This window comes from Mycobacterium sp. IDUB_36 (genome assembly GCF_055419225.1).
The window spans coordinates 2,861,624-2,875,296 of the sequence record NZ_JBVAXH010000001.1 but is presented as its reverse complement, the minus strand read 5'-3'; the positions used below and the strand labels follow the sequence as shown (position 1 = coordinate 2,875,296).

The following is a 13,673-nucleotide window of genomic DNA, read 5'->3' as shown; positions in this document are numbered from 1 at the left end:
GCTAAATGCCCATCTGCTCAGTCATCGCGCGTCCACGCCCTGCGTCCCCGTCGGGCTCATCCGGAGAGGTTGAAATTACCGGAGGCTCCGTAGACGGCCAGGGAGATGAACAAGGTGATGACCACCACGACGATCAGCGAGGTGCGCACGGCCTGACCCACCGCCAAGCCGACGCCCACCGGACCGCCAGATGCGTTGTAGCCGTAGTAGGTATGGATCAGCATCACGGCGATCGACATCACGATCGCCTGCAGGAACGACCAGAGCAGATCGGTGGGGATCAGAAAGGTGCTGAAGTAGTGGTCGTACAGACCGGCCGACTGCCCGTTGATGAACACCGTGGTGGAGCGGGCCGCGAAGAAAGAGGCAAGCACCGCAAGCGAATACAACGGGACGATCGCGATCAGGCCGGCGATCAACCGGGTCGACACCAGGTAGGACACCGAATGCACGGCCATCGCTTCGACGGCGTCGATTTCCTCGGCCACTCGCATGGCGCCCAATTGCGCCGTCGTCCCGGCACCGATGGTGGCGGCCAACGCGATTCCCGCGACGACCGGGGCGACGATGCGAACGTTCAAGAACGCCGACAGGAATCCGGTCAGCGCCTCGATACCGATGTTGCCCAACGACTCGTAGCCCTGGACTGCGATCACACCACCCGATGCCAGCGTCAAAAAGGCTGCGACACCCACTGTTCCACCGATCAGAACCAGCGCGCCGGTACCCATGGTCATTTCGGCGATCAGACGGATGGTCTCTTTGCGATAGCGGGTCAACGCATTCGGGATGTAGCGCATCGACTCGCCGTAGAACAGCGCCTGCTCGCCGAAGTTGTCGACCGGGCCGGCGAACTGGTGCAAGAAGCGGCGGACCCGGACGGAGGCGTCATAACTCATCGGCGCGACTCCACGACGCCGGCGCGACTCATCGGGTCAGCACCCGAACACCGATGGCCGTCATGATCACGTTGATCACGAACAGGCAGATGAACGCGTAGACCACCGTCTCGTTGACCGCGACCCCGACCCCTTTCGGGCCGCCCTTGACCGTCAGCCCGCGGTAGCAGCCGACCAGGCCCGCGACAACGCCGAACAACAGTGCCTTGACCTCGGAGAGAATCAACTCGCCCAGGTGGGTCAGCACGGTCAGCCCGCTGACGAACGCGCCCGGATTGACACCCTGCAGCAGCACCGAGAAGACGTAGCCGCCGGCGATCCCGATCGCCGAGACCAGACCGTTGAGGAGCAGCGCAACGAAGGTCGACGCCAGCACCCTCGGCACGACCAGTCGGTGAATCGGATCGATGCCCAGCACCCGCATCGCGTCGATCTCCTCGCGGATGGTGCGCGCGCCCAAGTCGGCGCAGATTGCGGTGGCGCCGGCGCCGGCCACCACCAACACCGTGACGACGGGGCCGAGCTGGGTGATGGTGCCGAAGGCGGTGCCGGCACCCGAGAGGTCGGCAGCGCCGATCTCGCGCAGCAGGATGTTGAGTGTGAAGGCCACCAGAACGGTGAACGGGATGGCCACCAACAGCGTCGGAACGAGCGAAACCCGGGCGATCATCCATGTCTGGTCGAGGAACTCGCGGAATTGGAAGGGACGCTGGAACGCCTTTCGGAACGTCTCGAGGGCCATCTCGACGAAACCGCCCACGGCCCGCGCCGGAACCGCAAGCTGTTCGATCAACTTGGTTCCCTTCTCGCGCGGGCGTCTACCACCTTCAGACCGAAGGCCTTGTGTCCCCGGTCGCGCCGCCTTAGCTTGTTGCTGAGCCGCCGGCGCTCCGCGTGAGCCGGCCAATCGTAACTAGAACATGTTCGCAGTGTCAAAGAACGATTGAATTAGACAAAAGTTAGTAACACTGCAGGTCAGAGCGTTTGTGACGTAGATCATCCTGAAACGTGTTCTAGTTGATTTCCAATCGATACGTGCCGTCGCGGCAACGCGTCGATGCGTCGATCACTCCATCAATGCGGTGGCCGCGAAGTTGCGTTCGGGATCGCGTCCGGCGAAGTAGTGCTGCAACTCGTCGCTCAGCTCAGCCGGGTCCCAGGCCGCCGCGTTCGCGTCGAACCGGTGCTCCACGGTCGGTGCGGCCACCAGCGTCACCTGCGGACCGTAGACGATGAAGATCTGACCGTTGACATCCTTGGCTCCCGGCGACGCCAGGAACCGCACCAATGTCACGACGTGCTCCGGCGAGAGCGGATCGATCTCGCCCGAAGCGGGATCGGGGGCGTCACCGAAGACGTCGGCGGTCATCGCGGTCCGAGCTCGTGGGGCGATCGCGTTGGCACACACCCCGTACCGGCCCAGCGCGCGCGCCGCGGTGAGGGTCAGCGCGGAGATGCCCGCTTTCGCGGCGCCGTAGTTCGCCTGACCGACCGGGCCGACCAGCCCGGCCTCCGACGACGTGTTGATGATCCGCCCGTAGATCGAACCGTTGTTGTCCTTGGCCTTGGCCCGCCAGTAGGTGGCGGCGTTGCGGGTCAGCAGGAAGTGGCCGCGCAAGTGGACCGCGATCACCGCGTCCCACTCCTCGTCGGACATGTTGAACAGCATCCGGTCGCGGGTGATGCCGGCGTTGTTCACCACGATGCCGAGTCCGCCCAGTCCGTCGGCGGTGCTGACCAGTTCGTCGGCGGTCTCACGCTGGCTGATGTCGCCGGCCACCGCGATGGCCTTCGAGCCGGCGCTGGTGATCTCGTCGATCACGTCGGACGCATCCAGGGCGGCGGCGATGTCGTTGACGACGACGGTGGCGCCGGCGCGGGCCAGGCCGATCGCCTCGGCACGGCCCAGCCCCGCGGCCGCACCGGTCACCACCGCAACCTTCCCGGACAGGTCGATCGCGTTGGTGCTTGCCGCCGGCGACGATGCAGACCGCCCGGCGGTCTGAGGAGAAGCCGGTTCGTTGGGCGTAGTCAATTTATGAATACCTCTAGTCTGTGTTATTCGCTACGCAGCAGCGCGGCTCGCGGGCATTCCGCGATCGCCTGCTCGGTCAGCGCCTCCTGGTCGGCAGGCACCGGGTCGGCCTTGACCACTGCGTAATCCTCGTCGTCGAGGTCGAAGATATCCGGCGCGATTCCCAAGCACACCGCGTTGCCTTCACACCGGTCATGGTCGACTTTCACCCGCACGACGTTCCTCCTCTGACGCAAGCCTGGACTGTGGCTGAAAAACGGTATGCCCACCATACGACCAGTCCCGAACGCGTCCAGGGGAATGGTCGCTGGACCCTCAGACTAGAACGTGTTACAACCAGGGAAGCGAATGGGTGGCCGACGATGCAGGCTGCCGCAGAACTCACCGATGACCGGAGGGCGGCCGAAATGCGCATCAGTTACACACCGGAGCAGGAGGAGCTACGCCGCGAACTGCGGGCGTACTTCGCCAAGCTGGTCACCCCCGAACGTCGCGAGGCGTTGAGCTCGACCTCAGGCGAGGTCGGCGAGGGCAACGTCTACCGCGAGACGGTGGCGCAGATGGGCAAGGACGGGTGGCTGACCCTGAACTGGCCCAAGGAGTACGGCGGCCAGGACCGCTCCCCGATGGACTCGCTGATCTTCACCGACGAGGCAGCGATCGCCGGCGCCCCGGTGCCGTTTCTGACCATCAACAGCGTCGCACCGACGATCATGCACTACGGGTCCGAGGAGCAGAAGAAGTTCTTCCTGCCCAAGATCGCCGCCGGCGATCTGCACTTCTCGATCGGCTACTCCGAGCCCGGCGCGGGCACCGACCTCGCGAACCTGCGGACCACCGCGGTGCGCGACGGCGACGACTATGTGGTCAACGGCCAGAAGATGTGGACCAGCCTGATCGCCTACGCCGACTACGTCTGGCTGGCGGTCCGTACCAACACCGAAGCCAAGAAACACCGCGGCATCTCGATGCTGATCATGCCGACCACCGCCGAGGGATTCTCCTGGACACCGGTGCACACCATGTCAGGTGTGGACACCAGCGCCACCTACTACCAGGACGTCCGCGTGCCGGTGGCCAACCGGGTCGGCGAAGAGAACGCCGGTTGGAAGTTGGTGACCAACCAGCTCAACCACGAGCGGGTGGCACTGGTGTCACCGATGCCGATCATCATGGCGCTCAACCAGGTTCGTGACTGGGCGCAGAACACCAAGGACGCCGCCGGCGCGCGGCTGATCGACTCGGAATGGATCCAGCTCAACCTGGCCCGCGTCCACGCCAAAGTCGAAGTGCTCAAGTTGATCAACTGGGAGCTGGCTTCGGCGGAATCGGAGAGCCCGTCGCCGGCCGACGCATCGGCGGCCAAGGTGTTCGGCACCGAGTTGGCCACCGAGGCCTACCGGTTGCTGATGGAGGTGCTGGGCACCGCGGCGACTGTGCGCCAGGACTCCCCCGGCGCGCTGCTGCGCGGCCGCGTCGAGCGGATGCACCGGGCGTGCCTGATTCTGACCTTCGGCGGCGGCACCAACGAGGTGCAGCGCGACATCATCGGCATGGTGGCGCTCGGCCTGCCCCGAGCGAACCGCTGAGAACGGCAGGAGGACCCATGGACTTCTCGACAACCGAGGCCGCGCAGGATCTGGGCGGGCTGGTCACCACCATCGTCGACGCGGTGTGCACACCCGAGCACCAGCGCCAACTGGACGGACTCGAGCAACGGTTCGACCGTGAGCTCTGGAGCAAGCTGATCGACGCCGACATCTTGTCCACGGCCGCGCCGGAATCGTTGGGCGGAGGTGGATTCGGCGTGCTCGAGGAAATCGCGGTGCTGGTCGGCCTCGGCCGCCAACTCGCCGCGGTCCCCTACCTCGAATCGGCGGTCTTGGCGGCCGGGGCGCTGGCCAGGTTCGGCTCACCCGAGCTGCAACAGCAGTGGGGCACGGCGGCGGTGAATGGGTCCAAGATTCTGGCCGTCGCCCTCGACGGGGAGATGGGCGACGGGCCGGTTCAAGCCGCGACGGCCGGCGACGGCTACCGATTGACCGGAACCCGCACCCAGATCGCCTTCGGTCCGGTGGCCGACGCCTTCCTGGTGCCGGCCGAAACTGATTCCGGCACTACCGTTTTCCTGGTCGCCGCTGACGATCCCGGCGTCACGGTGACCGCGCTGGACACCACCGGGCTGGGCAGCATCGGGCACCTGCGGTTGGACGGGGCCGAGGTGTCCGGCGCGCGGGCGGTCGGTGGGGCCGATGTCGTCAGCTGGATCACGACACTGGGCGTGCTGGGCCACAGCGCTTTCCAACTCGGCGTTCTCGAGCGCGGCCTGCAGCTGACTGCCGAATACGCCCGCGAGCGTGAGCAATTCGACCGTCCGATCGGCAGCTTCCAGGCCGTCGGGCAGCGACTTGCCGACGGTTACATCGACGTCAAGGGCCTGCGTCTGACCCTGACCCAAGCGGCGTGGCGGCTCAGCGAGGACCTGCCCGCCGACACCGAAGTGGCCACCGCGGCGTTCTGGGCGGCCGATGCCGGACACCGCGTGGCGCACACCATTGTGCACATCCACGGCGGTGTCGGTATCGACACCGACCACCCGGTACACCGATACTTCTTGGCCGCCAAGCAAATCGAATTCGCGGTGGGCGGAGCGACCGGTCAATTGCTGAAGATCGGCCGCGAGCTGGCGGACACTCCCGCCTAGCACGTGACTCCCCGGGTGAGGATGCGGGCCGCGCAGCGGCCCGAGGAGGAGACGGGCTAGTGGCCGAGGCCCTGCCCACGGTTGCCGATCTCCTGGCACCGCTGGTCGACATCGACGACCGAGGCGTCTTTTTCGAAGACACCTTCGTCTCCTGGCACGACCATCTCCGTGACGGCGCGGCGGTGGCGGCGGCGCTGCGGGCGCGACTCGATCCGGCCCGGCCTCCGCACGTCGGGGTGTTACTGGAGAACACACCGTTCTTCTCCGCGGTGCTGGTCGCCGCGGGCATGACCGGAATCATTCCGGTGGGCCTGAACCCGGTGCGCCGCGGCGATGCGCTCCTCCGCGATATCGAACACGCGGACTGTCAACTGGTGCTTGCTGATTCGAAATCGTCAGCGACGCTCGACGGTATCGACCACGTCAATGTCGATAGTCCCGAGTGGGCGGCCGAAGTGGCCGGTCATCGTGGCACCGCGCTTCAGTTCCGGGCGGCGTCACCCGACGACTTGTTCATGCTGATCTTCACCTCGGGCACCAGCGGCAACCCGAAGGCGGTGATGTGCAGCCATGGCAAGGTGGCGATCGCCGGTGTGACCATGTCCGAGCGATTCGGCCTCGGACCCACCGATGTCTGTTACGCCTCGATGCCGCTGTTCCACTCGAATGCGGTGCTGGTCGGGTGGGCAGTTTCATTGGCCTGTCGTGGCTCGATGGTGTTGCGGCGCAAGTTCTCCGCGTCCGGGTTCCTGCCCGACATCCGCCGCTACGGCGCCACCTACGCGAACTACGTGGGCAAGCCGCTGTCCTACGTGCTGGCCACACCCGAGCGGCCCGACGATGCGGACAATCCGCTGCGGGCGGTGTACGGCAACGAGGGTGCACCCGCCGACATCGACCGGTTCGCGGCCCGCTTCGGCTGCCGGGTTGTCGACGGGTTCGGGTCGACCGAGGGCGGGATCGCCATCGGCCGAACACCGGACACCCCGGCGGGAGCTTTGGGTCCGTTGCCTGCCGAGGTTCAGATCCTCGATGTCGAAACCGGCGATCCCTGCCCGGTAGGCGTGGTGGGCGAGCTGGTAAACGTCACCGGCGCCGGACGTTTCGAGGGCTATTACAACGACGTGGAAGCAAACGCGCAGCGGTTGGCCGGCGGTAAGTACCACAGCGGTGACCTCGCCTATCGTGACGAGGCCGGCTACGCCTACTTCGCCGGGCGACTCGGCGACTGGTTGCGGGTCGACGGTGAGAACCTCGGCACCGCACCGATCGAGCGGGTACTGGCCCGCCACCCCGACGTCACCGAGGTGGCGGTGTACGCCGTCCCGGATCCGGCCGTCGGCGATCAGGTGATGGCCGCGGTGGTGTTGGCGTCGGGTGCCGAATTCGATGTCGACAAGTTCCGGGCCTTTCTCGCCGAACAGTCGGATCTCGGACCCAAGCAATGGCCGTCCTACGTCCGGGTCAGCTCGAACCTGCCCCGGACCGCGACGTTCAAGGTGCTCAAGCGACAACTGTCGGCCGAAGGGCTGAACTGTGTCGACCCGGTCGTGCCGATTCGCCGCTAGCCGCTAGGGGATTCGGCGATCCCACTCGTGTGGCACCACCGGGTAGAACGGCGCGGCCAGCAAGGGTTCCACGGGTGCGTCCCGCCATCGCGCGGACAGCACCGGCCGCAACCGGTTCCCGGTGTCCACCGGGTCGCCGTCGAGGAAGCAGTACGTGATGGACTGACCCGGCCGCGTGTCGTCGCCGCTCGCCGACGCCGACCAGACCCCGGCGACACCGTCGACGTCGAGAAGCCCGGTCGCGGGTGCGGTTCCCTTCTCGACCAACAGGAACACTCCCCGCATCGGCCACCACGGCAGCACGTCGGCACCGACCTTGACTTCCGGTGCTGAGGCCTTGGTGTGTACCTGGTACACCCCACGCTGCACCGGGGGCAGCAACGTGGGTATCCGGCCGGCGTCGCGCAACGCCTTCCCGAGCTCCAGGAAGCCGGTCAACCCGTCGGGATCGGTGAAGAAGTAGGTCATGACGTGATCGACGGGGTCGAATCCGTCATGGCTGACCGCGCGGACCGACCGGCAGGCCGGCGTCGACACCAAGCGGAGCGATGCGCGCAGGGCCGCCAGCCGATGTTGTTCCGGGCGGTGATCCAGTGTGTGCCAACGCAGATATTCGGCGTCGGATCCATCGGGGTGCCGAGTCGCCATCGAGACGAACAGCGTGCCGATGCCGCCGTCTCCCGTCCCGAGAACACCGGTCACGGCATCCGACGGCGTACCTGGAAGCTCGGTCATCTGCGGTCCTCAGGCCGAATGTCGGTTTGTGACACCGACTGTAAACCGTGCGACCAGACGGTTCGTCGTAACGTCCGGTCGGTAGGATTCGGGCATCGTGAAGCGATTGGTGGAGGCCGGCTTTCAGGAGTTGTCGGGAAGCATCCCGGCAACCGTCGGTTTCGCGATCGCATCGTCCAACAGCAGTCGGCCGGCCTGCTACGGCGACTGGCAAACCGGCGTCGCATGGTCGACGATCAAGGTGCCGTTGGCAATCGCTGCCCTCCGCGCGAGATCGGACAGCGACGAGCTCGTCGTCGAGACGATCACCCAGTCCGACAACGCCACCGCCGAGACATTGTGGGCGCGGCTCGGCGACCACCCCGGACAGCTCGTGCAAGCCGTGATCCGCGACGCGGGTGATCCGGTCACGGTCGTCGAATCACGCCGCCTGCGCGCCGAGTACACGCCGTTCGGTCAGACGCGATGGTCGCTGGCCGACCAGGCCCGCTTCGCCGCCGGGTTGTCCGACGTCGACGGGGCGGCCCGGGTGGTCGAGTTGATGGGTCGCCTCACCGCCGGGCATCGTTGGGGTTTGGCTGCGAAAGGCCATGCCGCAAAGGGCGGTTGGGGTCCGGGACCGGGCGGCGGGTATCTCGTTCGCCAGTTCGCGGTCGTATCCGGGAACGTCGGTGTCGCGCTGGCGGCCGAAGTCGACGAAGGCGGCTACGAAGCGGGGGTCGGCGTGGTCGACCTACTGGCCGACTGGATCCTCGGCGAGGCCTTAACCGAGTACTGACGGCACGACGGCGTCGATCAGGTGCGGGCCGGGTTCGGCGAACGCCGCCCGGAGCGCATCGGCGAATTCCACCACCGTGGTGGCCCGGCGGGCCGGCACCCCCATGCCTTCAGCGATCTTGACGAAATCCATTGTCGGACGGGATAAGTCGAGAAGATCGAGCGCCTTCGGCCCGGGCGCCGCACCGACCCCGACCCGCTGCAGTTCCAGCCGCAGGATGTCGTACGCGGCATTGTTGTAGATGACGGTGGTGACATCGAGGCTCTCCCGGGCCTGGGTCCACAGCCCCGAAATCGTATACATGGCTGAACCATCCGATTCCAGACAGAGCACGGGGCGATCGGGAGCTGCCACCGCGGCTCCCACGGCTGCCGGAATTCCGTATCCGATGGCGCCGCCGGTCAGCGTCAACCAGTCGTGCGCGGGGGCGCCGGCGGTAGCCGCCGCCAACGGCAGGCTGGATGTATTCGACTCGTCGACCACGATCGCGTTGTCGGGCATCAGCGCGCCGACGACGTCGGCCACCGACACCGCCGTGAGGGGCCCGGACGGCAGTTGCGGGCGGGAGAGCTCGGCGACCGGTGCAACCGTGCCCGGTGCCAACTCGTCGGCCAGAGCGATCAATGCGTCTGCGGCACCGGTAGTTTCGGCGAGGACGTGCACTTCGCAACCGGGTGGCACCAGGTCGCTGGGCTTGTCGGGATAGGCGAAGAAGGACACCGGTGACTTGGCGCCGGCCAGCACCAGATGCTTGGCGCCATCGAGCTGCGCCAGCGCAGCCTCGCCGAAGTAGGCGAGCCGCTCGACGGCAGGGACCCCGGCGCCGCGCTCGAGCCGCGTCGGGAAGGTCTCACACAGCAGACGCGCACCGGTGGCCTGGGCGATCCGGGTGGCCGCGGCCAGCCCGGGCCGCCGTGTGGCGTCTCCACCGACGAAGATCGTCGTGGGTTCCCCGGATCGCAACACCTCCACGACCTCGGGTGCCAGCGCCGGGTCGGCGGCCGGTATGCGCCTCGGCAGCTCGCCGACGGGTTCGGCTCCCTCCGACCAGGACACGTCGGCGGGCAGGATCAGCGTCGCAATCTGGGCTCCCGCCCGGCTCGCGGCTACCGCTTGGGCCGCATCCGCTGCCACACCGGCAGTACCGGTCGACCGATGCAGCCAACCCGAGACACTGCCGGCGAGCGCGTCGATGTCGGATTCCAATGGGGCGTCGTACTTCTTGTGATACGTGGCGTGATCACCGACGACGACCACCATCGGCACGCGGGCGCGGCGCGCATTGTGCAGGTTGGCCAGCCCATTGCCCAGGCCGGGACCGAGGTGGAGCAGCACCGCGGCCGGCCGACCGGAGATGCGGGCGTAACCGTCGGCCGCACCGGTCGCCACGCCCTCGAAAAGGCCTAACACACCTCGCATTTGGGGAACCGCGTCCAGGGCGGCGACGAAGTGCATCTCCGACGTGCCGGGGTTGGCGAAGCACACGTCGACTCCGGAGTCGACCAGCGTGTTGATCAGAGCCTGCGCACCGTTCACGCTTCGACTCTAGAACTGCTCAGATCGCCAGCGCGGCCTGGGCGCAGATCTGGGTCCGCTGCGCATGCCCACCGCCGAACAGCACCACGTGCGCCAGCAGTGCATAAAGCTGGTGCAGCCCGATTCGCCGGCGCCACCCCGGCCGCAACGGGTGCGCGCTCTGGTAGCCGTCGATGATGGCGTCGTAGTGCGGGCAGCCGAACAGCGCAAGCATGGCCAGGTCGTTCTCCCGGTGGCCACCGTGAGCGGCCGGATCGATCAGCACCACACCGTCGGGCGTCCACATCACGTTGCCCGCCCACAGATCACCGTGCAGCCGAGCGGGCCTATCGCCGTCGTCGAAGTCACCCGCCCGGCATCGCGCTGCGACACGTTCCACCGTCTCCCGCGTCGACGCAGTGAGCTGCGGCGCGGCACGCACCGCCATCGGCGTCAGCCGCTGGTCGGCGTAGAACTGCCCCCAAAGCGGCTGCGGCTCCAGCGACATCGGCAACGGCTGGGTCAACGGCCCGAAGAACCCCGGCCCGTCCCATCCATCGGGGCCGGCACCGAAACCCGCCGCTCCCGCGTCATGCGTCGCGGCCAGTCGCGACCCGAACTCGCGGGCCGCCTCCCGGCTGGGCGGAACGGACTCGAGCCGTCGCAACGTCAGACCCGTCTCGTCCACCGACCGCACCGGCACGCAGGGCACACCGCCGTCGGCGGTCGAAAGCCATTGCAGCCCTGCGGCTTCGCATTCAAAGAACCCGGCCGGCGCGCCGGCGTGGCGCTTGACGAAGTCGGTCAAGCGGTCGCGTGCGCGGCGTGGACGTCGTCGGCCGGCCGCGCCTCGGTCTGCTCCTTGGCCCACCGGTAGTCGGGTTTGCCCGCGGGTGAGCGCTTGACCTCGTCGACCAGCCAAAGACTTCGCGGCACTTTGTATCCCGCGATCTCGGCGCGGACGAACGAGTCCAAGTCGGAGAGCGCCGGCCGGGCCCCGGGCCGCGCCTGCACGACGGCCGCCACATGCTGGCCGTAGCGCGGGTCGGGCACTCCGACCACCAGTGCGTCGAACACGTCGGGATGCCCCTTCAACGCGGCCTCGACCTCCTCGGGGTAGATCTTCTCACCGCCGCTGTTGATCGACACCGAACCGCGGCCGAGCATTGTGACGCTGCCGTCCTCCTCGACCGTCGCCCAGTCGCCGGGGATGGCATACCGCTCGCCGTTGATGGTCTTGAAGGTCTCCGCGGTCTTCTTCTCGTCCTTGTAGTAGCCGACCGGAATGTTGCCCTTCTTGGCGATGAAGCCGCGGACCCCCGAGCCTGGCTTGACCTCGTTGCCGTCGTCGTCCAGAACGACGGTGCGGTGGTCGATCGTCACACGTGGGCCGCCGCTGTGCGGCGCGTCCTTCGCGACGATGCTGGTGCCGCCGAAACCGGTCTCCGACGAGCCGATCGAGTCGGTGATGACCCGATTGGGCAACAGCTCGAGGAACTTCTCCTTGATGCTCGGCGAGAACAGCGCCGCGGTGGAAGCGAGCAGGAACAGCGACGACAGGTCGTACTCGTTTCCTTTGTCCTGGTGGGCCAGCAGCGCGTCCAGCAGCGGCCGTGCCATCGCGTCACCGGTGAAGAACAACAGGTTCACCTTGTGATCGTGGATCGTGCGCCACACCTCATCAGCGTTGAATTCCGGTGCGAGAACGGTGGTTTGGCCGGAGAAGATCGACATCCAGGTGGCCGACTGGGTGGCGCCGTGGATCATCGGCGGGATCGGGTGGCGCACCATCGGCGGGTTGGCCGCGGCGGCCTTGGCCAGGTCGTGTTCGTCCTTGATGAATTCGCCTGTGGCGAAGTCGGTTCCACCGAACAGCACCCGGTAGATGTCCTCGTGGCGCCACATCACGCCCTTCGGGAAACCGGTGGTGCCGCCGGTGTAGAGCAGGTAGATGTCGTCGGCGCTGCGCGGGCCGAAGTCACGCTCGGCGGAGCTGCCGGCGATCGCGGAGTAGAACTCGACACCGCCGTAGCTCTGGTATTCAGCATCCGAGCCGTCCTCGACGACGAGGACCGTCTTCACATCGGGGGTGTCCGGCAGCACGTTGGCGACGCGCTCGGAGTACTGCCGCTCGTGCACCAACGCGACCATGTCGGAGTTGTCGAACAGGTAGCGCAGTTCGCCCTCGACGTAGCGGTAGTTGATGTTGACCAGGATCGCGCCCGCCTTGATGATCCCGACCATCGCGATGACGATCTCGATGCGGTTGCGGCAGTACAGGCCGACCTTGTCGTCCTTCTTCACCCCCTGCTCCTGCAGGTAGTGCGCGAGGCGGTTCGCCTTCTCCTCGAGCTGGGCGTAGGTCAGCTGCTCGTCACCGCAGATCAGGGCGACACGGTCTGGGACGGCATCGATGGCGTGCTCCGCCAAGTCGGCAATATTCAGGGCCACGGGACCTAAATTAGAACGTGTTACATTTCCTGACAAGTTTCAGGCCGGCGCACGGGAAGGTGATCATCGGTGAGCGAGGCAGAAAAGAAGGCCGACGCCCTCATTGAGCAGCGCGGACACACTCTGATCCTGACGTTGAACCGCCCCGAGGCCCGCAACGCGCTTTCCACCGAGATGCTCTCGATCATGGTCGAGGCCTGGGACCGCGTCGACACCGATCCCGACATCCGCTGCTGCATCCTGACCGGGGCCGGCGGCTACTTCTGCGCGGGCATGGACCTCAAAGCCGCGACCGCGAAACCGCCGGGCGACTCGTTCAAAGACGGCAGCTACGACCCGTCACGAATCGACGCGTTGCTCAAAGGGCGGCGGCTGACCAAACCGCTGATCGCGGCGGTCGAAGGTCCGGCGATCGCCGGGGGTACCGAGATCCTGCAGGGCACCGATATCCGCATCGCGGGTGAAAGCGCCAAGTTCGGCATCTCCGAGGCCAAGTGGAGCCTGTACCCGATGGGCGGCTCGGCGGTCCGCCTGGTTCGGCAGATCCCGTACACGATCGCCGCCGACCTGCTGCTGACCGGACGGCACATCACCGCCGCCGAGGCGCTGTCCTACGGACTCATCGGATACGTCGTCCCCGACGGCAGCGCGCTGGACAAGGCGCTCGAGATCGCCGACGTGATCGCCAACAACGGTCCGCTGGCGGTACAGGCGATCCTGCGCTCGATCCGGGAGACCGAAGGCCTGCACGAGAACGACGCGTTCAAGATCGACACCAAGCTGGGCATCGGGGTGTTCCTGTCCGAGGACGCCAAGGAAGGCCCGTTGGCCTTCAAGGAGAAGCGCGCCCCGCAGTTCAAAAACCGCTGACGCGGGGTGCTTTTCGCCGAACGTGCGGTTTAGCCGAGCTTGCGTGCTCGCCGAACGTGCATTCAGGGCGGCTTTTTGTCGATTCTCCGCCCTCAGTGCACGCTGGGTGAGATGTCGG

General features: G+C 66.7%; 13 protein-coding genes. 5 read left to right on the top strand and 8 right to left on the bottom strand.

All coding sequences use genetic code 11. The annotated features are described in order from the left end of the window. Positions 1-56: 56 nt before the first annotated feature. From ACZYW1_RS14205 to ACZYW1_RS14190, 4 genes are all read right to left on the bottom strand, one after another. Positions 57-899 (bottom strand): MlaE family ABC transporter permease, encoded by an 843-nt coding sequence (locus ACZYW1_RS14205; protein ID WP_463786692.1) that lies wholly within the window; start codon positions 897-899, stop codon positions 57-59. A gap of 28 nt (positions 900-927) precedes the next feature. Continuing rightward, positions 928-1,692 (bottom strand): MlaE family ABC transporter permease, encoded by a 765-nt coding sequence (locus ACZYW1_RS14200; protein WP_292980526.1) that lies wholly within the window; start codon positions 1,690-1,692, stop codon positions 928-930. 273 nt (positions 1,693-1,965) lie between these two features. Continuing rightward, positions 1,966-2,934, bottom strand: a complete 969-nt coding sequence (locus tag ACZYW1_RS14195) for a 3-oxoacyl-ACP reductase (protein ID WP_463786690.1) — start codon at positions 2,932-2,934, stop codon at positions 1,966-1,968. A gap of 23 nt (positions 2,935-2,957) precedes the next feature. Next, the gene (locus tag ACZYW1_RS14190) at positions 2,958-3,149 is read right to left on the bottom strand and encodes a ferredoxin (protein ID WP_292980529.1); all 192 of its coding nucleotides are present in this window, start codon (positions 3,147-3,149) and stop codon (positions 2,958-2,960) included. 192 nt (positions 3,150-3,341) lie between these two features. Between ACZYW1_RS14190 and ACZYW1_RS14185 the strand changes: the two genes are divergently transcribed. Genes ACZYW1_RS14185 through fadD17 form a run of 3 tightly spaced genes read left to right on the top strand, consistent with a single transcriptional unit; the run spans position 3,342 to position 7,206 of the window. Continuing rightward, positions 3,342-4,523 carry an acyl-CoA dehydrogenase gene (locus ACZYW1_RS14185; protein WP_463787832.1) on the top strand — a complete coding sequence of 394 codons (1,182 nt, stop codon included), beginning with the start codon at positions 3,342-3,344 and terminating at the stop codon, positions 4,521-4,523. Between the two features lie 17 nt (positions 4,524-4,540). After that, entirely contained in the window at positions 4,541-5,638 is a 1,098-nt protein-coding gene (locus ACZYW1_RS14180; RefSeq protein WP_463786688.1) for an acyl-CoA dehydrogenase family protein, read from the top strand. 59 nt (positions 5,639-5,697) lie between these two features. Beyond that, on the top strand, positions 5,698-7,206 hold the full coding sequence (gene fadD17, locus ACZYW1_RS14175; protein WP_463786686.1) for a long-chain-fatty-acid--CoA ligase FadD17: 1,509 nt from the start codon (positions 5,698-5,700) through the stop codon (positions 7,204-7,206). A gap of 3 nt (positions 7,207-7,209) precedes the next feature. Here the strand turns inward: fadD17 and ACZYW1_RS14170 are convergent, their stop codons facing one another. After that, positions 7,210-7,941, bottom strand: coding sequence for a hypothetical protein (locus ACZYW1_RS14170; RefSeq protein WP_463786684.1), 732 nt, complete (start codon positions 7,939-7,941; stop codon positions 7,210-7,212). Between the two features lie 97 nt (positions 7,942-8,038). Here ACZYW1_RS14170 and ACZYW1_RS14165 point away from each other — a divergent pair, with 97 nt between their 5' ends. Next, entirely contained in the window at positions 8,039-8,719 is a 681-nt protein-coding gene (locus ACZYW1_RS14165) for a serine hydrolase (RefSeq protein ID WP_463786682.1), read from the top strand. Here the strand turns inward: ACZYW1_RS14165 and ACZYW1_RS14160 are convergent. From ACZYW1_RS14160 to ACZYW1_RS14150, 3 genes are read right to left on the bottom strand one after another with little or no spacing between them, the layout of a single operon-like run. Beyond that, the gene (locus tag ACZYW1_RS14160) at positions 8,705-10,255 is read right to left on the bottom strand and encodes an acetolactate synthase large subunit (protein ID WP_463786681.1); all 1,551 of its coding nucleotides are present in this window, start codon (positions 10,253-10,255) and stop codon (positions 8,705-8,707) included. The two genes, ACZYW1_RS14165 and ACZYW1_RS14160, sit on opposite strands and share 15 nt — an antisense overlap. 19 nt (positions 10,256-10,274) lie before the next feature. Next, the gene (locus tag ACZYW1_RS14155; protein WP_463786679.1) at positions 10,275-11,042 is read right to left on the bottom strand and encodes a fructosamine kinase family protein; all 768 of its coding nucleotides are present in this window, start codon (positions 11,040-11,042) and stop codon (positions 10,275-10,277) included. After that, on the bottom strand, positions 11,039-12,685 hold the full coding sequence (locus ACZYW1_RS14150) for an acyl-CoA synthetase (protein WP_463786678.1): 1,647 nt from the start codon (positions 12,683-12,685) through the stop codon (positions 11,039-11,041). The genes ACZYW1_RS14155 and ACZYW1_RS14150 overlap by 4 nt, the downstream gene beginning before the upstream one ends. A gap of 69 nt (positions 12,686-12,754) precedes the next feature. On the opposite strand from ACZYW1_RS14150, the gene ACZYW1_RS14145 reads away from it, so the two are divergent. Further along, positions 12,755-13,555: a crotonase/enoyl-CoA hydratase family protein gene (locus tag ACZYW1_RS14145; protein WP_463786677.1), complete on the top strand. Its 801-nt coding sequence runs from the start codon at positions 12,755-12,757 to the stop codon at positions 13,553-13,555. The last annotated feature ends 118 nt before the right edge of the window (positions 13,556-13,673 follow it).